This is a genomic window from Baaleninema sp. (genome assembly GCF_049974805.1).
GTDB lineage: Bacteria > Cyanobacteriota > Cyanobacteriia > Cyanobacteriales > Geitlerinemataceae > Baaleninema.
In genome coordinates, this window is the sequence record NZ_JBNGCO010000015.1 from 1 (window position 1) to 21,820 (window position 21,820).

General features: G+C 54.0%; 20 protein-coding genes and 1 tRNA gene. 14 read left to right on the forward strand and 7 right to left on the reverse strand.

The window, feature by feature from the left end; all coding sequences use genetic code 11:
* Nucleotides 1–903: 903 nt before the first annotated feature.
* The 6 genes from ACP5D4_RS04940 (at nt 904) to ACP5D4_RS04965 (ending at nt 5,926) form a co-directional block, all read left to right on the forward strand.
* Nucleotides 904–1,176, forward strand: a complete 273-nt coding sequence (locus ACP5D4_RS04940; RefSeq protein WP_428010518.1) for a hypothetical protein — start codon at nt 904–906, stop codon at nt 1,174–1,176.
* Nucleotides 1,176–1,856 carry an energy-coupling factor ABC transporter ATP-binding protein gene (locus tag ACP5D4_RS04945; protein ID WP_428010519.1) on the forward strand — a complete coding sequence of 227 codons (681 nt, stop codon included), beginning with the start codon at nt 1,176–1,178 and terminating at the stop codon, nt 1,854–1,856. Before ACP5D4_RS04940 ends, ACP5D4_RS04945 begins: the two co-directional genes overlap by 1 nt.
* 123 nt (nt 1,857–1,979) lie before the next feature.
* Nucleotides 1,980–2,528 (forward strand): NYN domain-containing protein, encoded by a 549-nt coding sequence (locus ACP5D4_RS04950; protein WP_428010520.1) that lies wholly within the window; start codon nt 1,980–1,982, stop codon nt 2,526–2,528.
* 142 nt (nt 2,529–2,670) lie between these two features.
* Nucleotides 2,671–2,742, forward strand: a tRNA-Asn gene (locus ACP5D4_RS04955).
* Nucleotides 2,743–3,046: 304 nt separating this feature from the next.
* Nucleotides 3,047–3,868, forward strand: coding sequence for a thioredoxin (gene trxA / locus ACP5D4_RS04960; protein ID WP_428010521.1), 822 nt, complete (start codon nt 3,047–3,049; stop codon nt 3,866–3,868).
* 489 nt (nt 3,869–4,357) lie between these two features.
* Entirely contained in the window at nt 4,358–5,926 is a 1,569-nt protein-coding gene (locus ACP5D4_RS04965) for an AAA family ATPase (protein WP_428010522.1), read from the forward strand.
* Nucleotides 5,927–5,991: 65 nt separating this feature from the next.
* Here ACP5D4_RS04965 and ACP5D4_RS04970 read toward each other — a convergent pair whose 3' ends face one another.
* Nucleotides 5,992–6,252 carry a phage tail protein gene (locus ACP5D4_RS04970; protein ID WP_428010523.1) on the reverse strand — a complete coding sequence of 87 codons (261 nt, stop codon included), beginning with the start codon at nt 6,250–6,252 and terminating at the stop codon, nt 5,992–5,994.
* A 191-nt stretch (nt 6,253–6,443) separates the two neighbouring features.
* Between ACP5D4_RS04970 and ACP5D4_RS04975 the strand changes: the two genes are divergently transcribed.
* On the forward strand, nt 6,444–6,824 hold the full coding sequence (locus ACP5D4_RS04975; protein ID WP_428010524.1) for a hypothetical protein: 381 nt from the start codon (nt 6,444–6,446) through the stop codon (nt 6,822–6,824).
* A gap of 219 nt (nt 6,825–7,043) precedes the next feature.
* On the opposite strand, the gene ACP5D4_RS04980 is transcribed toward ACP5D4_RS04975, so the two are convergent.
* Together ACP5D4_RS04980 and ACP5D4_RS04985 are read right to left on the reverse strand one after the other, a co-directional pair.
* Entirely contained in the window at nt 7,044–7,472 is a 429-nt protein-coding gene (locus tag ACP5D4_RS04980) for a secondary thiamine-phosphate synthase enzyme YjbQ (protein WP_428010525.1), read from the reverse strand.
* 124 nt (nt 7,473–7,596) lie between these two features.
* Nucleotides 7,597–8,706, reverse strand: a complete 1,110-nt coding sequence (locus tag ACP5D4_RS04985; RefSeq protein WP_428010526.1) for a glycosyl transferase — start codon at nt 8,704–8,706, stop codon at nt 7,597–7,599.
* Nucleotides 8,707–9,145: 439 nt separating this feature from the next.
* Here ACP5D4_RS04985 and ACP5D4_RS04990 point away from each other — a divergent pair, with 439 nt between their 5' ends.
* The 3 genes from ACP5D4_RS04990 (at nt 9,146) to ACP5D4_RS05000 (ending at nt 12,514) form a co-directional block, all read left to right on the forward strand.
* Entirely contained in the window at nt 9,146–9,262 is a 117-nt protein-coding gene (locus ACP5D4_RS04990) for a photosystem II reaction center protein I (RefSeq protein WP_017662665.1), read from the forward strand.
* A gap of 142 nt (nt 9,263–9,404) precedes the next feature.
* A complete protein-coding gene (locus ACP5D4_RS04995) occupies nt 9,405–11,897 on the forward strand; it encodes a DUF3769 domain-containing protein (protein ID WP_428010527.1) in 2,493 nt (830 codons plus the stop codon).
* A 77-nt stretch (nt 11,898–11,974) separates the two neighbouring features.
* Nucleotides 11,975–12,514, forward strand: coding sequence for a hypothetical protein (locus ACP5D4_RS05000; protein WP_428010528.1), 540 nt, complete (start codon nt 11,975–11,977; stop codon nt 12,512–12,514).
* Nucleotides 12,515–12,754: 240 nt separating this feature from the next.
* Here ACP5D4_RS05000 and ACP5D4_RS05005 read toward each other — a convergent pair whose 3' ends face one another.
* Nucleotides 12,755–14,479: an iron uptake porin gene (locus ACP5D4_RS05005; RefSeq protein WP_428010529.1), complete on the reverse strand. Its 1,725-nt coding sequence runs from the start codon at nt 14,477–14,479 to the stop codon at nt 12,755–12,757.
* Nucleotides 14,480–14,949: 470 nt separating this feature from the next.
* Here ACP5D4_RS05005 and ACP5D4_RS05010 point away from each other — a divergent pair, with 470 nt between their 5' ends.
* Nucleotides 14,950–15,528, forward strand: coding sequence for a DUF3122 domain-containing protein (locus tag ACP5D4_RS05010; RefSeq protein WP_428010530.1), 579 nt, complete (start codon nt 14,950–14,952; stop codon nt 15,526–15,528).
* A gap of 32 nt (nt 15,529–15,560) precedes the next feature.
* On the opposite strand, the gene ACP5D4_RS05015 is transcribed toward ACP5D4_RS05010, so the two are convergent.
* The gene (locus ACP5D4_RS05015; protein ID WP_428010531.1) at nt 15,561–16,529 is read right to left on the reverse strand and encodes a pentapeptide repeat-containing protein; all 969 of its coding nucleotides are present in this window, start codon (nt 16,527–16,529) and stop codon (nt 15,561–15,563) included.
* A 45-nt stretch (nt 16,530–16,574) separates the two neighbouring features.
* A complete protein-coding gene (locus tag ACP5D4_RS05020) occupies nt 16,575–17,660 on the reverse strand; it encodes a hypothetical protein (protein ID WP_428010532.1) in 1,086 nt (361 codons plus the stop codon).
* A 436-nt stretch (nt 17,661–18,096) separates the two neighbouring features.
* Here ACP5D4_RS05020 and ACP5D4_RS05025 point away from each other — a divergent pair, with 436 nt between their 5' ends.
* Both ACP5D4_RS05025 and ACP5D4_RS05030 read left to right on the forward strand, forming a co-directional pair.
* On the forward strand, nt 18,097–19,686 hold the full coding sequence (locus ACP5D4_RS05025) for a glycoside hydrolase family 57 protein (protein WP_428010533.1): 1,590 nt from the start codon (nt 18,097–18,099) through the stop codon (nt 19,684–19,686).
* Nucleotides 19,687–19,763: 77 nt separating this feature from the next.
* The gene (locus tag ACP5D4_RS05030) at nt 19,764–20,039 is read left to right on the forward strand and encodes a hypothetical protein (RefSeq protein WP_428010534.1); all 276 of its coding nucleotides are present in this window, start codon (nt 19,764–19,766) and stop codon (nt 20,037–20,039) included.
* Nucleotides 20,040–20,227: 188 nt separating this feature from the next.
* On the opposite strand, the gene ACP5D4_RS05035 is transcribed toward ACP5D4_RS05030, so the two are convergent.
* Nucleotides 20,228–20,803, reverse strand: coding sequence for a glyoxalase-like domain protein (locus ACP5D4_RS05035; protein WP_428010535.1), 576 nt, complete (start codon nt 20,801–20,803; stop codon nt 20,228–20,230).
* Nucleotides 20,804–21,091: 288 nt separating this feature from the next.
* On the opposite strand from ACP5D4_RS05035, the gene ACP5D4_RS05040 reads away from it, so the two are divergent.
* Entirely contained in the window at nt 21,092–21,793 is a 702-nt protein-coding gene (locus tag ACP5D4_RS05040; RefSeq protein WP_428010536.1) for a sigma-70 family RNA polymerase sigma factor, read from the forward strand.
* The last annotated feature ends 27 nt before the right edge of the window (nt 21,794–21,820 follow it).

Genomic DNA, 21,820 nt, shown 5'->3' on the forward strand with positions numbered 1-21,820 from the left:
CGACGAAGACGAATCGATCGCGCTTGAGCCAGTCGTCGAGGACGTCGAACCATCCCCGCTCTGGCACGCGATTGACTGCAATGGTCATTTCGTAAATCTCCGAATGATAGCTTCAGATCGGTTGACACTCCCACGAATAGAATTTGTGGGAGTCTTGGTTAAATGACAAGACTGAAACATTTAGCTGGTAAGTCAAATGTTCAGATATTTTTATATCCCCAAGCGTTGGCGTCGCCCCTTAAGCCCCTTTACCAAGGGGGGGGATGCTTGTTCCAGTCTGCCCGACCGTACAAACGTTATTTTCAAGCGCCCGCTACACAAAATTAACGGACAGCTTGTTCTATTTGACTACTCCCCGCGCTAAAGCGACGGAGATTCCCCGAAAGGATTTCAGAACTTCCGGCAGGCCGGACTCTTAGGCGAAGTCAAAGACGCCTCTACAGGTTGCCGAAGCTTCCCTTTACGTTTTCGTTGCCGTTCGCAGCTTCCATCACAATGCCAGTTAGGTACGCTCATCATCCTGCCGTTACTGCAACTCGGAGCCGCAATGCAATATTGCGCTTTCGGTTGCCGGGGTTTCTCCGTACTAGGAATGACTCATCACGTAGATGGTTGGCCTTACTAAGTTATTTGAATTATACAGCGGCTAAAGCCGCCGTGTCGCTTTTCCGCCCCGCTCTAAAGAGACGGGCCGTGACCTCGCTTGCGAACTCTTTTCGTGTTTACGTTTCTTTACTATTCTACTCATTTTTTTGAGAAGATCCACATTTTGACGAAATCGATCGACCACTATCGAGAGCCGATCGGCGATCGATAATTTGAGAGACGGTCGTCGCCCCTCGAGGAGGCATCGATGCAGTTACACTGAGAAGGTTGAGCTAATAGGCTACGTTTCCTCATTTCATGTATACGATCGATCTGATTCTGAAATACACGCCCGTTCCTCTCTCTGTCCAACGCAAAGAGGAAGAGGACGCCCGCCAGTTGTACCAACAGTTCCGCGACGCCATGAACTCCGGCGAACCCAAGGTGATGGAATTTATCAGCGAGGACAAATCGGACAAAGCCAAAACCATCTGTATCTCTACCAGCGAGTTGATTGCCGTGCAGATGTCCCAAAAAGGCGCCGCCTCCGACGGACGCCAACCGGGATTCTTCATCGCCAGCGAAGCTTAATGACGCTCGATCGCTCCCAGACCGATCCCGCCGTTGAAGTGCGGGATTTGTCGTTTCAATGGCCCGACGGCACGTCTGTATTAAAGGATTGTTCCCTAGACGTGCCGCCGGGAGAGTTTTGGATGCTCTTGGGAACCAACGGAAGCGGCAAATCAACCCTTTTGCGGATTTTGGCCGGCTTGCTGCCGAGTCAGTCGGGAACGGTGCGCCTCCACGGACAAGTCGGGTTCGTCTTTCAAAATCCCGACCACCAACTCGTCATGCCCACGGTGGGGGCAGACGTGGCCTTCGGACTCGTAGAAGAGCAGTTGCCCGTGTCTCAGGTGCGCCAGCGGGTGGCGGAAGCTTTGTCGGTGGTCAATTTAGACGGGTTGCAGCAACGGCCGATTTACGCCCTCAGCGGCGGACAAAAGCAGCGGGTGGCCATTGCGGGAGCGATCGCCCGTCACTGCGATATTCTCCTGCTTGACGAACCGACAGCACTGCTCGATCCCGACAGTCAAATCGATTTGGTGGTGCAAGTCAAACAACTGGTCAAACAGCGTCAGATGACAGCCTTGTGGGTGACGCACCGTCTCGACGAATTGGATTACTGCGACGGCGCCATTTTGCTCGAAGGGGGAAAAGCGGTCGATCGCGGCGATCCCCAACGGCTCAAACATCGTTTTGTCAACGGCTGAAGCCCAAGATGACGATTTCCGATGGCAGGGGAGCAGTGCGATAAAACTTTACAATAGTCAGACGGGATGACTATAACAAAGTATCCCACTGTCGAAAATTAAGAAATTGTAGAGTTTGAATCCATGTCACCCACCTCCCCTTTCGTCACCTTATTCGTAGACGGCTATAACATCATCGGGATCTGGTCGCACCTGCGCCAAATCCGCAATCGAGACGGCTTAGAACCCGCTCGTAGAGCCTTAGTTGAAACCTTGGTCAACTACAGCGCCTATAAAGGGTTTGAAACCTGCATCGTCTTCGACGCGCAATATCGCAATTCTCGGGGATGTCGCGAAACCGTCTCCCGCAACCTCTGCATTCACTACACGGATTTCGACCAAACCGCCGATACCTTCATCGAGAAAAACTGCGCGGTACGCCAGCGTCAAGCTCATCCCCTCGGTTATCGCACCATCGTCGCCACCTCCGATCGCGCTCAACAGTTAACGGTAGTGGGCTACGGCGCCGAGTGGATGTCCGCCGAACAGCTCGATCGTGAAGTCAGAGCCACCACCGTTAACGTCAGACAACGACAGCGGACGTCGCCGAAGCGATCGAGCCGCCGTTTTCTCTCGAGTCGCCTCGATCCTGTGGCGCAACAACGACTGGCACAACTGAGACGAGGAATCTGAAACCCCACCGCTACGGGGGTTTAGCCGTTTTTGACGGGAAGCTCGTTCTCGGAATTGCCAAATTTTCCAAAAAATTTTCCAAACCCCCTTGCCAAATCCCGATAGGTTTGGTTAATATAGATCCTGCGTCAAGCAAAGGCGTTCCTCAGTAGCTCAGCGGTAGAGCGGTCGGCTGTTAACCGATTGGTCGCTGGTTCGAATCCGGCCTGGGGAGCCTAAAAAAAAGAGGTAGGCGATGGCCTGCCTCTTTTTTTATTGTTGGTTTTTATTGTTGGGTTTTTGGAATTGGGTGGGATTCCAACTCTCCGTGAAAACCGCTCTGTGTCCTCTGTGTCTCTGTGGTGAGAACATTTTGAAGGGGATCGATCGACGGTGTTCCCCACTTCCCCGATTCCCATAAAACTGCATAATTGATAAGGTCACGCTGAAAAGCGATCGGTGTGCAACAATTCCCGAACACCGACAGACCGACCGAACCGACAGACCGATCTCGCGTTCTAGTGAGGTATTGAATCGATATGGGATACTCCCTCGAAGTCTACGACCACAACTTTGAAGAAGAAGTTCTCGAAAAATCCCGCGAAACTCCCGTCATCGTGGATTTTTACGCCACCTGGTGCGGCCCCTGCCAAATGCTCAAACCCATCTTAGAACAGGTGGCGAAAGAGTACGATTGCGTCGTCGCCAAAGTCAACACGGACGAAAACCCCTACGTTCCCCAAGCCTACGGCGTACAAGGGATTCCCGACGTGAAGATTTTCCGCGACGGAGAAGTTGTCGATGGCTTTGTCGGCGCCCTTCCCGAACCGCAACTGCGAGATCTGTTGGCGAAATGTCAGATCCGTTCCGAACTCGACGATCGCATGGACGCCGTAAAACACGCGATGGATTCTGGCGATCTCGAAAGCGCCGAATCTAAACTCCTCGCTTTGTGCGAAGCCTACCCCGATCACCCGCAACTGTCCCTCGACGCGGCGAAATTCTACGTCAGTCTCGGCGAATTCGAGAAAGCCGAAGCTAAACTCGCGGACGTTCCCGCCAGCGATCGCCAATACGCGCCCCAAGTGGAGGCGGTTCGCGCTTTGATTACCTTCAAAAGCCAGTGCGATCGACCCCTCGGAGACAGCGAACTCGATCGAGACTTTTCCCGCGCCTGCTGCGAAACCATCTCGGGAAACTACGAAGCCGCCCTCAACAGCTTCATCGATATCGTGGGACGCGATCGCGGCTACCAAGACGACGGCGCCCGCAAAGCCACCATCGCCATCTTCAACCTACTCGGAAACGACCATCCCTTAACTCAGGAATATCGCCGTAAGTTGACGATGGCCTTGTACTAACCTGAAACTCACCGATTCGGACGAGTTTGATGTTACAGGGAAGGGCGCCGAATTCGGCGAACGCCGCAACACGCGCCTAGAGAAGCCGGAGAACGTCACATTAACAGACGAGACGGATTACAGAAGAGGGAGCAAAGCCCACGTCTTTTAAGCGGGGGACGAACGCGTTGAAACTCTTAAGTTTCGATACTAACCTCACAAAAAACCTGGCATCGAAAGATGAGAACCTTGAAAACTGAAGTTATGGGGTTCCACGCGGAAAATAGCTCGTGTGGGTAAAAACTTCAAGCGTCAAGTACGGAGACTCAGGATTTTGAACTCCACTGTACGGTAGGGCTTGGAGAGATATCGACCTCTGGGCATTTGGCTTTCGAGTCGAATGCGTCAACAGCGAGGACAGTTGACGGTTGACCGTTTCGCCTTTGCTTCTTGGTCTCCTTGTCTCCCCGTCTCCCCTGCTGCGGAAGCTCTGCTGCTCTATTAACGATTATGTCTACTTTTCTCCCTCCGCTCATCCAACAAATGCTGAAACCGGAATTTTACCCCCATCCGGTGACGCAAGATATCGAACTGGTTCAAACCCACGTCTCTTTCGTGTTGCTGACGGGAGAGTTCGTCTACAAGCTCAAGAAACCCGTCGATTTCGGCTTTCTCGATTACTCGACGCTCGAGAAACGCCGACATTTCTGTTATGAGGAACTGCGGATGAACCAACGGGGGGCGCCGGGAATCTATTTAAACGTACTGAGGATTGTTCAAAAGGGCGATCGATTCGTTTTGGGCGATAAATTAGCCGAGAAATCGCCAGAGGAGGGCGAAATCGTCGAATATGCGTTGAAGATGAAGCAGTTTCCTCCCAACTGTCTGTTCGTGGATTTGCTCGATCGCGGGGAACTTACGGACGCTTTGATGGAACGCTTGGGGAGCATCGTCGCCGACTACCACGCCAACGCCCCCACCAACGAAGAAATTCTCGAATTTGGTACTGTCGAACAAATTCGACAAGCTATCGACGATAACTATCGCTATACGGAAAACTATATCGGGCGAGTTCAGACGCGGCGACAGTTCGAGGAAACTAAAGCCTACAGCGATCGCACCTTCGATCGCCATCGAGATTGGTTCGAATCGCGGGTTCGCCAGCGCAAAATTCGCGAGTGTCACGGCGATTTACATCTTCGCAACATCGCCCTCGATGGCGATCAAATCTTACTTTTCGATTGCATCGAATTCAACAAACCCTTTCGCTTCGTTGATGTCATGTACGACGTGGCGTTTACCGTCATGGATTGCGAAGCCAGGGGAAGGGGAGATCTCGGAAATGCGTTTCTCAACACCTACATCGAACGCACGGGAGATTGGGAGGGTTTGCGGGTGTTACCCTTGTACCTGAGCCGTCAGGCTTACGTGCGGGCGAAAGTCACCTCGTTTCTCCTCGACGACGAAGCAGTATCGGAAGCAGAAAAAGCCAACGCCGCGAAAACCGCATCTGAGTATTACCGTTTGGCGTGGAAGTACACGCAATCCCATTCGGGGAAAATTTTAATGATGTCAGGATTGTCGGGTTCGGGAAAAAGTACCACCGCCGGCGAAGTCGCCCGTCGTTTGGGGGCGATTCAGGTGCGATCGGACGCGGTTCGCAAGCATTTGGCGGGAATTCCCCTCGACGAACGGGGAAGCGACGAGATTTATACGGCGGATATGAGTCGCCGCACTTACGATCGACTCGCGGAGTTGGGGGCGATGTTGGCGAAGTTGGGATGGACGGTGATTTTAGACGCGAAGTACGATCGCCGAGAATGGCGAAAGATGGTGTTCGATCGTGCCGAAGCCGCTTCGCTTCCGGTGCAGATTCTCCACTGTACTGCACCGATGTCTGTGTTGCGCGATCGACTCGATCGCCGCACGGGAGACATCGCCGACGCTACCGCCGATTTACTCGCCAGTCAACAGGCGAAAGCGGAGGGGTTTACGGAAGCCGAGAAAGCCAAGGTTGTGGAAATCGACACCACAGGGGATCTCGAAGAGATATGGGGAGATGGGGAGATCGTGGGATGATGAGATGATGAGATGGGGAGAACCTCAACTCTTCCCTGAAAAACGCCCCTCGCCCCTACCACCTTTTACGGGCGCATCGGATACATTCCTTGCAGACAGATAATATAGTTGAGGTCGTCGTAAGGGGTTCCCGTATCGGCGCCCAACACCGGACGAATGTTCGGTAACGCAAACTCCGTGTGTCCGTCTCCCCCGTACTTCATCCCAAGAATGCTAAACAGGGCTTCGTTTCCGTGAATCGGCAACAGTTGTCCTTGGCAAAACGCCCAATTGCGAGGGGCAAAGTTGCCAGCAAACAGCCGGATTTCACCAATCGTACCTTCCATGTTAAACCCCTCATTTTTTTGGTATTTTTTACAGTTCTAATATAACTTTGAGTGTTGAGGGGTGCGATTAAAAAAAGCTAAAGAATTTATTTATATAGTATTGATGCTATTATAGCATACATTTTGTTGTTATGTCCAATATATATATTAATTATTAACAAAAAAATTCAGGTTTTAGCCCCCCACGAAGGATGTCCAAGTCCGACCTCACTCTTGCCATTCAATTTGGTTCGGCGTTTCTCGTGATTTTTCTTCTCCTTGGCTACGATTCGTTACTCAGTATTCTATTAGCGATCGCCGGGGGAATTTCGGGAAGTGTCACGGTTTCGGGGTGGAACGATAAAAGTCAACCGGACGATATAAAACCGAAAAGTTTGACGGAAGATAATTTGGACAAAACGCGATCGATTTGGATACATCCGACGCCGTTGGAAAAGCGCCAACGTCAATATTTAGAAAAGCGATCGATCCAACATCGCGGTCGTCCGAAAACGCTATGGAATCGGATTTCTAAATGGTTGGGTTTAGAAAAGAGTGGAGAGACAAAGTCTGAGGAGGAGAGTGAGGAATAAGGCAGTGTTTACTACAGAAATACAGAGAAGACCGAGAGGTTTGGCGCAGTCAAACCCCCAGCATCTCGAAGAGACTGGGGGGAGTGAAGAGACGACTCAGAATGAGGGCGATCGAGAAAAAGAAGGGTCTTCTGAGATTACGGTGTCATTTGTTAATTTAAATACAAAATCTGGGTAGGGTCGCATCACCTCAAACTCCGAAGACCCAAAAAGAACGGTCTAGGTTCCGCTGATATGTACCACCAGTTCTCGATTGTGGGAAAAACTGCGGTGTTCCCAAATGTAAATCCCTTGCCAGGTTCCTAAGACTAATCGACCTCTGGAAACGGGAATTTGTTCGGAAGTGTGGGTAATGGCGGTGCGGATGTGGGCGGGCATATCGTCGGGTCCTTCGGTACTGTGGATGTAATGCCCGTCTTCGGGAACCAGTTTTGAGAAAAAGTTTTCTAAATCCCGCAAAACGTCGGGGTCGGCGTTTTCTTGGATAATTAAACTGGCGGAAGTGTGGCGCAGAAAAATCGTGCAGAGTCCGGTGTCGATGCCCGATTCTTTCACGATGTTCTGTACTTGCGAGGTGATTTTTTGTAGGGATTTTCCTGCTGTTTTAATTTGCAGGGATTTTTGATAGTGTTGCGTTGCAGTTGGCATGGTAATTTTCAGGGTGCGATTAACGGTTTCACCACGGAGGCATATCCCCGATGGTTCAGGGGATGCAAAGTTGGGAGAAACCGCTGTGGAAAATAAGGATGGAGTTTGAAACCTTGCTTTAAGGTTAGGACGCGCGATCGAAATATTCAACCACCGCCCGGGCAATGGTTTCGTTGCCGTCGGTGGCGAAGCGATGGGGCGTTTTTGGCGGTTCGACGGGTTGGCGTAAAAAGTCCCAGTGTCCTGCCAGAAAGTCCGTCGGGGAAATAATTTGATGGCGGGCGCAGTTTTTTAAGCCCTCGAGGAGAAGGGGGGTTTCAGCGAAGCCGTCGCGGGTGATGGTGACGATGGGAAGGTCGAGGCGCATGGCTTCGGCAAAGGTGCTGTAACCGGGTTTGGAGACGACGCGATCGCACAGGGGCATCACGTCCACTGGACGCAGGTGGCGGGGCAGTTTTCCTTGACGTTCTAGGTGCAGGACGTTGACGAGATTGGGCAATTCCGGGGCGTTGAGGTCGAAGCTGAGAAACTGCCACTCGGGAAAGTCGTTGAGGGTGTCGTAGGGGATTTTTTGCAGTCCCAAGCCGCCGAAACTAAGTAAGACGGTGCGATCGCGCGGGGCGGTGATGCCGAGTAACTGACGCAGTTCGTCGATGCTGTAGCGGGGCGTTCCTCCGGTCAGTCCGGCATCGGTGATGTGGGGAAAAGCGGCGAGAGATTCGTGCATCGGCAAGCGAAACAGTCGATCGCACTGTTGAAAACACTCGCCAATCCAGTCGGCAACTTCGAGGAATTCGCCGCCCCAGTCGCGATAGATGAAATCCCAGCCGAAGTTACTCATCATCCAGCCCGGAATTCCGGCGGTTTGGGCGATGGGGGCAGCCAGAGGCGGAATGTCGGCGAGGACGAGTCCCACGCGGTTGAGGCGGATGAAGTTGACTTCGGCGGCGATGAGGTCGTTTTGGCGCCGTTGGATGTCTCGCAGTTTCTCGAGGGTGGCGTGGCGATCGGTGGTGATGCTGTCCGATTGCACCACCCCCACGTCCAGGGCGCGGGGACGATAGAGAAATTCTCCGTCAATATAGGATTCGAGTAACCAGCGGGGGGCAGTCGTCACCATCGCCACGAGAATCTCCGGGTTGAGGCGTTGGATTTCGGCGACGACGGAGGCGGCGCGGACGGCGTGACCGAATCCGTGGTTGGTGACGGCAACGTAGAGGACGGGACGGGACATTCGATTGACCTTTTTTCGATCGACCTTGGGAAAAACCTTCGTGCATGGTATCGCAACTCGGAGAGTCTGGCGGGAATTTAGCCGATCGAAACCCGGTCTCTCTAAGAGACGGGATATCCGAAACGGAGGAGGTTCCGGAGACCGGGTTTCTCTCGATGGAGATTTTGGCTTTCTTGGAAATGCACCGGCCGATCTCCACTTCAGAAAGCCTGTAAAGATAATGGTAGAATCGGAGTACTCAATTGTCGCTCGCGCGGTATGGTGAACGGCTCGTGACGGGAAACCCTGCGATCGAACGGGTCAAGACTTTCCCAAAATCAGCTTTGATTTGCCGGGAGAAAATGCCAAAATATGGAGTCGGTTGGGTTTTGCCATCGCAGCCAACTGCTAGCATCGCCAACGCATTGAAGCTTTTTTCAACAGACTGGAGTAATCGAGAATGTTAGCCCTTAAAATCACCGTTTACATCGTCGTTGCCTTTTTCGTACTTCTGTTTATCTTTGGATTTTTGTCCAACGACCCGTCTCGGAACCCCGGCCGTCGGGATTTCGAGTAAAGTCGAAGTCGGCACCACTCGATCGAAAACCAGGCGGGGGGCGGTTTGCCGTACCCCCGCTTGCTATGTGCGGTCGAGGGGGAGTACTCTGTTCGATCGCGCCTCGTCTCAACCTTTCCCGTCGCCCATATTTCGTTAAACGATGACCTACCCGGTGCAGCCTCCCGAACCGCCACCGATCGTGAAGGTGGTTCCGTCGAAGCAGTTGGCGGAACCCGAGTTTGAGTTTTCTTCCCATCCCCTCGATCGCGCGGTCAACTCGCCGGAAAACGGTCAAGCGCCGTCGGTGTCTCCGCCGGAGTCGATCGCCCCTCCTTCGGGATTTCGTCCCGATCCCCTGTCTCCCGAGATGGGTTGGGTGGCACCGAGTGCCAACGAACTGCTGCCGCCGCCGCGATGGCAAGATAAAGCGAGGCGGATGGCAGCGTTGGAATCGATCGAAAACCGCATTTCTCCGGAAGAGGAACCGGAATCGTTTCCCGAAATCGAGTTCGACGAGAGAACGCCCGATCTCGACAACGAAGCAATTGAGGATCTCGAAATTGACGAGGGGGAACTTGAGGAGGGGGAACTTGAGGAGGAAATCGACCTTGAGGACATTTCCCCAAATCTCGACCTTGACGACGGGGAAACGGAGGACGCCGAGACGGACGAGAACCTCGAAGACGACGAAATCGAAGTTGAAGGCGAAACGCCTCCCGCCAAACAACCCAACCCCCCAACGGTAGACGGTTCGAGTTTGCAGGAACCCTTGGAACTGGAAACCCCCATCGAAGTCACCGCAGACTATCAGGAATTTGACGACGATCGCCAAATTTTCACCGCCCGAGGAAACGTGGTCATGCGCTACCGCAACACGGTTATCGATGCGGACTGGCTGCAAGTGAACTTACTCACGCGCATGGCGAGGGCGGAAGGAAACGTCGCCCTGACGCAGCCGGGACAGGTGTTGCGCGGGGAGTTGTTTCGCTACAACTTCGTGCAGGAAATCGGCACGATCGAACAGGCGCGAGGGGAAATCAGCAGTTTGACTCGGGCCCAGGGGGCGACGCCCCAAACCGCCCCGACTGCGGTTCCTTCTGTCAATACGTTACTTCCGGTAGATATCGGGGCGCGAGGGCTGTCGGACGCGCCTCAGAGCGATCGCATCGCCGAAGAACAACCCCTGAACGTGGCGCAAGGGGGAGCGGTTCAAATCGGCGTGGGGGCTGGACGGGGCTATCAAGACGCCGCTGGCGGCGGGACGATTAACAGTTTCCGGTTCGAGGCGGAACAGGTGGAGTTTACGCCGGACGGTTGGGAAGGAACGGGAGTTCGCATTACCAACGATCCCTTTTCGCCGCCGGAATTGGAGATTCGGGCTGAACGCGCGACCCTGACTCCCATCGATCCCCTGCGGGACGAGTTGCTGTTGAGTCGCCCCCGATTGGTGTTCGACGACGGCTTTTCGCTACCGATTCTCAAACGCCGCTACGTCATCGATCGCCGGGAACGCCAGGAACCGTTTTTAGAATTCGGGTTCGATCGCGAAGATCGCGGCGGGTTTTTCATCCAACGCAGCTTTAGCATCGTCAATACGCCCCGTTTCTCCCTGCGCGTCGCCCCGCAATACTTCGTACAGCAGGGATACGACGAGCGGAATTTACTGGACCTCGACCAGTTCGGCAGCTTGTTTCGCTTCCAGTCAATTATTTCACCGACGACGACGCTGCGGGCTGAGGGAAGTTTGACGAGTTTGGATTTCGGCGGCGACTTCGACCCGGACGACGACCTGCGGGCCAGCGCCCGCCTGTCTCAGAAAGTGGCAAACCACACCCTCACGGGGGAGTACAGTTTCCGCAACCGTTTGTTTAACGGGTCGTTGGGTTTTCAAACGGTTCACAGTAGTGTCGGGGTTGTTCTGACTTCGCCTCGGTTGATTTTGGGACGGACGGGTATCGACCTGGAATATCAGTTAGGGGTCAACCGGGTGGAGGCGGATACGGACGATTTGGATTTACTCGAACCGATTCGGGACAACAACCGGGCGACGCTGACGCGGTTTCAGGGCAGTTTCGTCGCCCGTCGCGGCTTTACGCTGTGGCAGGGGGAGGCACTTCCGGCTACGGCGGAGGAAGGGTTGCGGTTTTCTCCGGTTCCGGTGATTCCCTTCGTGCGCTTTTATGTGGGGGCGCGAGGTATTGGAGGGTTTTACAGTAACGGCGATTCGGAGGTTTCGTTACGAGGGACGGCGGGATTGGAGGCGCAGTTCGGACATTTTTCGAGAAATTTCCTCGATTACACGGCGTTTAATCTAGAGTATTCTGAAACCCTGCAAGAGGGTGAGTCGCCCTTTTATTTCGATCGCGTGGCCGACCGCCGCGTGTTGCGGTTTGGCTTTACTCAACAACTGGTGGGGCCGTTCCGGTTCGGGGTGCAAGCATCGGTCAACTTGGATTCGGGGGAAAACTTTAGTACGAATTTAGTATTGGAGTACAGTCGCCGCACTCACGGCATTATCCTACTGGTCAACCCGGAACGAGAAATCGGTTCGCTGACGTTCCGCATTAGCGATTTCGACTGGAACGGCAACACGGGCGCCTTCAGCGATACGGAAACCTGTGAGGTTACGGGCGGACTGCGCTGCGATCGATAGGATCGAAGAGGTGTGGGGTGCGCGATCGCGGTTTCGGGAAATCCTACATCGTCTTAAACAAATCGTCTTTAAATAATATGACGCGCGATACTGCGGCGATCGAGGCGATTGCTTTGTTGAACTACTACAGTTTCGACCTCTCGGGAGAAACGGCCGAGGGATTTGTCGATCGATGGCTCGATCGCGTTCCGGCGGCGTGGCTGCGTTTGTCAGTGTTGGAAGCTCTCTATCAAGGTCGATATAAGGGAATTTCCGTCGAACACCTGTTGCAACTGTGGTTGCGGCGAGACCGTCCTTTTCAACATTACAGTTACGAATTCGAGCGGTTGGTGTGCGATCGACTCCCGGGAATGCCGAAACCGCCGCAAGAAACCCCTGAAATTCCCACGGCTGAGGAAGTCGAATCGGAAACGCAGGACTCTGAAGAGACGCCAACTCAAACCCCTTCTTTGGCTCCGCAACCGCAGATCGATCGCTTTACCCCCTCGGTGGAACGATCTCCACTGCACTCGAAATTGAAAAACTTTGCGGTTTCCGATGCCGCTGTTTCAGATTCCTCCGAGGTCGCGGCAGAAGACCCAGAGGATGAGGCGCGATCGTCCCCCGAAACCCCCTAACCGTCAGGGGTTGTGGATGACTCCCCAGACCCTCAGCATCTTTCGAGATCTCTTTCGAGATCCCCGGCATCTCCAAGATTCCGGGGATCTTGCCTGAATCGGTCAGAACGCCACGAAACATATATCATAAAAACTATAATTTGTCAACAGTATCGACCCATCAAAATTCAAAACCCCGGTATCTCGAGGATACCGGGGTTTTCATCAAACCGTTTTCAACCGAAGTTCTAAACCCAAAATCTAGAACTTGAAGGTCGTCCGGAGGGTCGCCACCCAATGAGCATCGTTGTTGTCATTGTGTTCCGGAGAAGTGATGACAAAGAAACCGGGGGTGATCAGGATATTATCCGTCAGAGCGTAGCGATAGAATGCCTCGATGTGCAGGGAAGTATCGTCGTCTTCCCCTGCCACCAAGGTCGGGTCAGCTCGCTCAATGCGAGTCGCTTGAGGCGGAACGCCAACCACGAGACCGGCCAAGTTGCCTTCGCCACCGAGGTCGGGAGCGGTCAGCGCCAGAGCGTAGTTAATGAGGTCCGCTTTATCGTCTTCCTCAAAGCCGTTGCCGTCGCTTTCCGCACGGGCCCAGCTATAGCCGAACCAACCCGTCAAATCGACCGGCCCCAGACCCACGAGGAACTGAGCGCCGAGAGAGTCGGACGAAGCGGCTACAGAATCGCCAAAGGGACTTTGTGCCAGGTCGCTTCCGGTGCTTCCAGTAAAGTTGACCTCACCCGCCGGGGCGTAATAGCGAGAGTAGGTCAGACCCAGAGCCATACGCTCGCCGAGATTGTAGGTCAAGTTAGCCATGGCCGAATGTTGGCCGTTGAACAGACCGTTCTTGAGAGACGGATCGTTGGCGTTGTCCGCCAAATACATGACATCCATGTGCAGGTCGCCGAAGTCACCCTGCACGGCCAAACCTGCGCCCCCCGGTTGGCGAAAGAGGGGGTTGAAACGACCGAAGCGAGAAATCGAACCGCTGCCGTCGCTTTCTTGGGGAGACAACATGTTCGCGAAATCGTAGGCTTCGTTGCTGTGAGCCAGGAGCCAGACGCGGAAGTTATCTCCCACCGGGAAGCGATAGGAGAAGTCGTCGATCCTCATCGCGTTATCGCTATTGGTTTCGTCGTAGAGACGGGTCATGTCCGTCCCCGTGACGCCAGCATTGAAGGCGGTGGCGTTTCCTGCCCGCAAGCGAGTGCGCAAGCGATCGCGCCCGGTAAAGCTGGTATCGAAGTTCAGCGTTGCCCGATAGTGGAAGTTAGTTTGCGTCGGGTCGTCGCCGTCGTTATCCTCGTCGAAGTCAACAAACTCACCGAAAGTGTCGTTGAGGGAGAAGATGACTTCACCGCTGAGTTTAGTGGTGGTGGAGAACTGGTTGGCTTCCAGTTCGGCCACGCGAGCTTCTAAGCCATCAACCCGTCCGCGCAGGGCTGCCAGTTCGGCGGCAAATTCTTCTTGCAGGCGGCGGACGGTGGCCAAGTCGGCGGGGTCGATGGTTTCACCGCCACCGATGAGGGCGACGATTTGGTCTAAACAAGCGTTCACACCCGCAGCGAATTCGTAACGGGTCATGAAGTTGTTACCGCGATAAGTCCCATCGGGATAACCGGCGATACAACCGTAGCGTTCTACCAGCGATTGCAGTGCTTGGAAAGCCCAGTCCGTCGGTTGCACGTCGGACAGTTGGGACACCGAGGTCACTTGGTCGAGGCTTTCGCGCAGTTCGTAGGCGGACAGTTCGTCCACAGTCACGGTCTGCGCCAGTTGTTGCGAGGTCTCGAGGTCGCTGACTTCGTTGAGACCTTTAGAAGCCGACAGCACCGGAGCGGATTTTTCGCTGCGTGCGGCGGTGGCTTCTTTAGCGGAGGCATCGGTTGCCCACGCCAGAGACACGAGTCCTACGAGAAGAGGGGAGACTCGCAGGAAGGATCTCAAAATGGTTTGATTCGTTCGTTCTTTCACTCTCACACCTGTGAACGTTCTGCAAAAGTTGACAAATTCTCGAAGGCGAACTCTTTTGCGGACTCTAGGCTACAGTTCTAGAGAGAACCACCGTAATGGCACCTAGCTGTACTCAGGGTACGCTTCAGAGTATCACCGACAGGTTAACGGAATGTTATCTCTGCCGGGGTTAGGCGAGGTGTCCCTCGCGCGATCGCGCCAAGCGAGCGGGGTATCGCGGCGCGTTTGCCTGCTCGAGTTTTGCAGGAAGTATCCTACTATTTTACTACGATCGACTGAGTCTGTCTGGATCGAGTTAATGGAAAATTCTGCGATCTCGTTCGGTCGTCATGCCTGTCGTCTACCGATCCATAACCGATCGAGATCGAGGGTGTCAAGATTCGATCGACGGCTGAAACCCCTATAAAAACTAGGTTTAACAAGATCGATCCCTCGTGAATTCCGTCAAAAAGCACTGCTGCGAGAAAACCATGTCCGATCTCCGCCAAAGCTCTCGAAGGTTCCCCTTTTCTCTAAGTTTCTCCCTCCGGCGTCTGCTGGCGTTGCTGCTGTGCTGTTTGGGGCTGTGGTGGGGCGTGGCGCTCCCGGCCCGCGCGAACATCGACACTTACCCCGACCCCGCCAACGGCGACGTGGTGGTGCGATCGCTGCAAAGCCTGCGAGATACGCGCGATGGCAGTTGGCAACTGGTACTGTTCGAGCGTCTGACTCCGAGGGGGGTGCGAGGGATTTATCTGCGGGTGGTGGGCTTTCCCGGTCGGCGGATCGATCGCGAGACCCCGTTACAGCTCGAAGCGGCGACGGGTCAATCCTGGGAGGCGATCGATCGATCGGCTTCGGCCTTAACCCAAGAACCGCTCCCGGCCAACATCGCCCAATACGACTTCGAGTCCATCGCCCGCCAGCTCAGCGCCGATACCGCCATGCGACTATCCTTCTCTCTCATCAACGATCGCCGCCCCGTCGAAATCCCCGTTCCCCCCGTCGTCGTGCGGGAATGGCGAACTCTCCTCTTCGAGACGGCACCATCTCTCGACCCCTTTTCCTGAAAAGCTCCAAAAAGCACTTTCTCAAAAAGGCTTCAGACGCCGCCGACCCTAACCGGAACCATCGGCATTTCCGTACCCACCTGGCGAGTGCGGAAAAAGTTCGCGTTATCCAACTTAGCCCCATCCAGCCTCGCTTGTGTCAAATCGGCATAAGCCAGGTCAGCCCCTTGTAAATCCGCCCCGTTCAGGTTCGCCCCCCGTAGGTTCGCCCCCCGCAAATTGGCATCGACCAGGTTCGCCCCCACCAAATTCGCCCGAGCGAAGTTGACGTTATCCAATTGCGCCCCTTTCAGGTTCGCCCCGGCGAAAGTCGTCGCGCCCAAATTCATCGCCGTCAACACCGCCGCTTCCAGATTGGCGTTACTGAAATCGATTCCGTCGAGATAAATTTCCGGTTCCGTCAAATCAGCCCCAGCTAAATTTATCCCCACAAACGATCGCTCTCCCGACTCGTACTGTTGCCAAAACTGATTCGTGCGTTCGGCGGTGGCGTCGTTCGTCGGCGAGAGGGGGGGAATTTCCACCGCCACGTTATTCAAGTTATTGCCGAGGTGGCCTCCGCTTTGGGCGGCGATGGCAGCGATTTGCGCCGCGAGATCTTTCATTTGCCCTTCCAAGCTCGACACGGCGGCCATCGGCTGTTGGACGTGAGCTTGTAACGCTTGTACCTGATTTTCCAGCGGTGCGATATCGAAAGCGGCGACCGCCGTGGGCTGTTGTTGTTCTCGGGAGAGGGTTTCCTCCCGCAAATCTTGCACTTGCAGTTCCACTTGACGTTCGACTTCGAGTCGCGCGTTGGCGATGCGATCGATCGTCTGTTGCTGCATTTGCTGGTGATGTCGTTGGCGGTTGACGAAATTCATCACCAACGCCAGCGTCACCGGTGCCGAAGCGTACATCACCTGTTGGAAGACAAATCCAGCACCGGTTCCCAAAACTGCCCCCACGAGGGACAATCCCTCCACTGTATCGAGCCAATGGTAAGAACGTTTCTCAGTCATGTTTGTCCCTCTCGAGGGTCGATAAAACCAAAACCAAACCAAAACTTACTGCGCTTGTTGTCGCGCGTAATCTAAATTTTTTTGATAGTCCTGAGCCTTTTGCTGGGCGACGTCGTATTTCGGATGGTCTTCTGGCACCGCTTTCATCTTATCGATGGCCGTCTGCCAGTTATCCGCCACCTGTTGCCACTGTTGGGGCGTCGAAGCGGTTTGGGCGCTTTCGGCTGCGGCGATCGCTGCGTTCACCGCTTCTCCAAAGGGATCTGGAGCTTCCGTCGCATCTGCTTCTGGAGCCTCCTCCGTGGGCGTCGTCGGTGCAGCTTCGGGCGTCGCTTCCTCCCCTTCAGTTCCGTTCCCCGGATTGAGGAAGGGAATCGCCGAGAACAGTTCCGGTTTCGTGGTGTAGAGATAATAGCCGCCACCGGCGAGAACCACCAGAACCAGGAGAACGATTAATCCCACTAAAGAGGATTTCTTTTTCGGTTGAGATGCCATTTCTTCGGCGTCCTCTTCCTCACCGCCTTCCTCGTAATCTCCTTCTTCGTAATCTCCTTCTTCGTAATCTCCTTCTTCGTAATCTCCTTCTTCGTAATCTTCGTAACTGTCCTCGTCCTCAGCGTATTCGTCTCCGACGTCGTCGTTGAGGAAGGCTTCCGCTTCCGGCGGCGGTTCGGGAAACTCGTCGGCGTCCTCTAACGGTTCCTCCCCTTCCTTGTAATAGCCTTCGAGGAGATCGTTGGGAAGGAGATTTTCATCGGCCAGTTCGTCAAGGGGAACCGCTCGATGAGAGAGTTCTGGAGGCGTTGACGGGGGAGGGGCTTCCGGCGAGGGAGTTTTCAGGACGATTTCCTCTTGCCAAACTGGCGTTTCGCGACCCACTTGGCGGCCGTAAACCCGCACCCGATCGATCGAATCGATATCGAGTTTGAGCATTCCCTCTCGCACGAAGCCCACGCTGTTCTTTTGGCTGGGGGCGTTTTCCCCTTCGAGAAGAACTTGCAAACAGCGATCTTTGAGAGTGGCTTTAACCGAAATTCCTTTCGGTTGGGTCGAACGGTTCATCAGTGCGGCGATCGCCTTGGGATCGCCCTGTTTCGCCTGTTCGAGTAATTGACTGGGGGTAGGACTCATAACGATCCAAGATCGAAGAACGGAGGTGAACGCAAAGAGGCGTGCGTTCCAGGGTTGGAGCGCCTGACCGATTCGATCGCGCCCGAGCCGGAGGGCGGTGCGACTTCTTCGATCGGGCAAAGTTTGTCTTCATCATACTGCTTTCTCTCGAAGACGCGATCGCCGCGCAGATCTCGAAAATGTCTCGATGGCATCGCTTAACCGAGGCCAATAAGCGCGGATAATTCCCAGCATTGCAGATCTTCTTTGAAATCGACGGCCGCGATCGAACAAGAACGCGAATTAAGCGGTATAGTTCTAACCAAGATCGATCCTTAAGCAATTTTTAAGTTGCCGGGATCGCCCTGCCACGGTCGTGTCGAGGCCGTCGTTATCGATCGCTCTCGCCGCGATCGATCTCCCGTCCCGTTCGCTGTCAAACCACAGGTTCTCAATTATGGCTATTGGCTATGTCGCTCTGGTGCTGCACGCACACCTACCCTTCGTCAGACACCCCGAAAGCGATTACGTTCTAGAAGAGGAATGGCTCTACGAAGCGATTACCGAAACCTACATTCCCCTGCTGCGCGTTTTTGAGGGCTTGAAACAGGACGGAGTAGACTTCAAAATGACCATGAGCATGACACCGCCGTTGGTGTCCATGCTCCGAGACCCGCTCCTACAGGAACGTTACGACGCCCACTTAACCAAACTCGAAGAACTGGTCGCCAAGGAAATCGACCATAACGAACATAACGGACATCTGCGCTATCTCGCCGAACACTACGCCTCGGAATTCCAGCACACGCGAGAAGTTTGGGAACGTTACAACGGCGACTTGGTGACGGCGTTCAAGCAATTCCTCGACAGTAACAACTTAGATATCATCACCTGCGGTGCAACTCACGGCTATTTGCCGTTAATGAAGATGTATCCCCAGGCGGTGTGGGCGCAGTTGCGCGTGGCGGCGGAACATTACGAAGAGAACTTCGGCCAGCCCCCCAAAGGCATTTGGTTGCCTGAATGCGCCTATTACGAAGGATTAGAGCGCCAAATCGCCGATGCGGGACTGCGTTATTTCCTCACGGACGGTCACGGGATTCTCTACGCCCGTCCCCGTCCTCGTTTCGGCACCTACGCCCCCATTTTCACCGAAACTGGCGTTGGCGTTTTCGCCCGAGATCACGAATCCTCTCAGCAGGTCTGGTCTTCGGAAGTGGGTTATCCCGGTGCGCCGGAATACCGAGAATTTTACAAGGATTTGGGCTGGGAAGCGGAATACGAGTATATCAAGCCCTACATCATGCCCAACGGCCAGCGCAAAAACACGGGGATTAAGTATCACAAGATTACCGGGCGCGGGCTGGATTTGAGCCAAAAAGCTCTTTACGATCCCTATTGGGCGCGGGAAAAAGCGGCCGAACACGCCTCGAACTTTATGTTCAACCGCGAGAGTCAAGTGGAGCATCTCCACGGGATTATGGGGCGTCCGCCGATTGTGGTGTCTCCTTACGACGCGGAACTCTTCGGTCACTGGTGGTATGAAGGGCCTTGGTTTATCGATTATCTGTTCCGGAAGTCTTGGTACGACCAGAATACTTACGAGATGACCCATTTGGCGGATTATTTGCGGACGAACCCGACGCAACAGGTGTGTAAGCCGTCTCAGTCGAGTTGGGGCTTTAAGGGCTTCCACGAGTACTGGTTGAACGAGACGAACGCCTGGGTTTATCCCCATTTACACAAGGCCGCCGAACGCACTATTGAGTTAAGCAAACGGGAACCGGCCGACGAGTTGGAGTGGCGGGCCCTCAATCAGGCGGCGCGGGAGTTGCTCTTGGCGCAGTCGTCGGACTGGGCGTTTATTATGCGAACGGGGACGATGGTTCCTTATGCGGTACGCCGGACGCGATCGCACTTGATGCGGTTACACAAGATTTACGACGATATCAATGCTGGTAAAATCGATTCCGGTTGGCTCGAGAAGGTGGAGGCGATCGATAACATTTTCCCCAACATCGACTATCGCGTGTATCGACCTCTTTAGAGATGAGGAAATGAGGGGAAACTGTCAACTGTTCGCTGTTCGCTGTTGATTGCTGACTGCTGATTGCTCGCTGCTCTATGAGCCATACCCGTTGTATTTTCTGTTTTCGCGCTGAATCGGTTCGATCGAACTTCGACGAGAATCAGCTTCCCGATTGGTTAGAGGTTCGGGCGAACTGGCAAGGCTACCGCGTCGCGACTCAGCCTTGGGTGGCGGATGTGGCGCGGGAAATTGGCTTGCTGTTGGCTGACGATACTCCTGATGATTGGATTCGCCATCTCGAAAGTTTGGGACTTCAAGAGATTCGCCAGATTTCTTGTCAGGACTACTATGAAGACACCCTCTATTGGTAATTCTTGACCTTCTCAGCGAGATCCCCGGTATCTTCGAGATGCCGGGGATTTTTGGAAGATCGGCAATCGAAAACGGATTTAGTATCATACAAAACAATTTTTGTCAATGCTTTAAAATCTGGTTTTGTATATCACAAAAAACAAGAATTGTCAACCCTCGAAAAACGAGATCTAAATATGAGAGGGGTTCAACTGTTGGCTTCGACCATTTCGATGACGTGGCCTTGGAGGTCTTTGACGAGGAAATTGAGGGGTTTTTCGCTGCGAATTTTGTATTTCGTGCCGTAGCTTTGGGCGCGAAGCAACACTTCTTCAAGACAGTCTCGATCGAAACAGACGTGACGCTGGCGGTTTTTCTGTCCCAAACTCGCGCCGCTAATCACGTGGAGTTGTGCGTTTTTCTTGAGTTGATACCAGAGTCCATCCGGGGCGTCGTTGCGACGAGGGGCGCCGATATCTGCCGAAAGATAAAGCGGATCGACGGTGGCAGCGCCTAAGGTTTGCTCGTAGTTGTAATAATAGTGAAGCGGCACGTCGGCGGCGGGAAGTTGTAAATCCCCTTCGTAAAACTGTCGTGCGATCTCGAGATCGGACACCATTACAGTATGAACCTTTGGCGCACTGGTCAAAAACATCCACATGGCCACCCCATAGACAGCCAGCAGCATGACCATAATGCCTTGGGTGGAGAATAAGGTATCGACCAACGGCAAGGCAGCGAGCGTCATGCCGTCGATCGAGAGAGTAGAAACTGCATCAACCATAGGTGTACGAAGGAGTTCGATCGATTAAAACAGAGCGGGTATTTTTCTAGTGTATCCAATTGTATCGGCAACCTGGCTTTCGACGCCCTTTCGGTGAGGCTCGAGGAGGGACATTATGGAAGTTCTCGGGAAAAGGGCGACAGAAGTGGTAAAGGGTCGATCGCCTGCGGTAGACGGCTAACAGGAAACAGATATCCTAGAGGGAGGTATTGCCCCATAGGGGAAAAAACCTCATCTGGGTGTCTCCTTGGTATTCTAGTTACAAACTTTGCCGACTGCCGAACAACCGTGCAAATCCCCACGTTTCCCGAAGCGAATCACCCGATCGTTAAATCGCTGTTTCACCACAGCGATCGCGAGTTGCTGACGCTTTACCAACGACACCCAGACGAAGGTAAATACTTCACGGCACTTTTTTGCCGTTACAGCGCGATCGTTTACACTTTAGTTCGCCACTCGGCGAAGTCTCCGGTACGAGCTGATTATCTGTTTGCCTTAATCTGGCAACGCATTTTTCACGAAATGCGAACCCTCGATATCAATCCGAGTTGGGAAGCCAACAACGACGAAACAGGGGAAGTCACGCTACAAAACTGGTTGATCGAACTAACGGCGATGTCGATCGATAACGCCCAGCTTCCTCCTGTCGAATCGATTCAATATTCGATCGAAGCGGCGCCGCCTCCCCTCTGGTGTTATCTCCAACAAGCTCTCGACACCCTCTCTCCCTTAACGCGGTTGATGGTGGTGATGTCGCAGACTTTTAAATGGAGCGAAACGCGCATTGCAGCGTATTTACAAGCCGAAGGCGAAACGGTGACGCCGGCCGATGTCGCCCGCGAACTTCCCCAGGGATACCGACAACTGGAAGAATCCCTTCCGGAAGACATTCGCACGATTTATCTTTACGGCTACGACTCGATCGATCGCCCCGAGTCGTCGTTTCCCGCCTCCAACAACGGAACGTTACCCGAAGCCCCTCAACACTGACGCTTCCCCCCTTCACTTTCACCACCC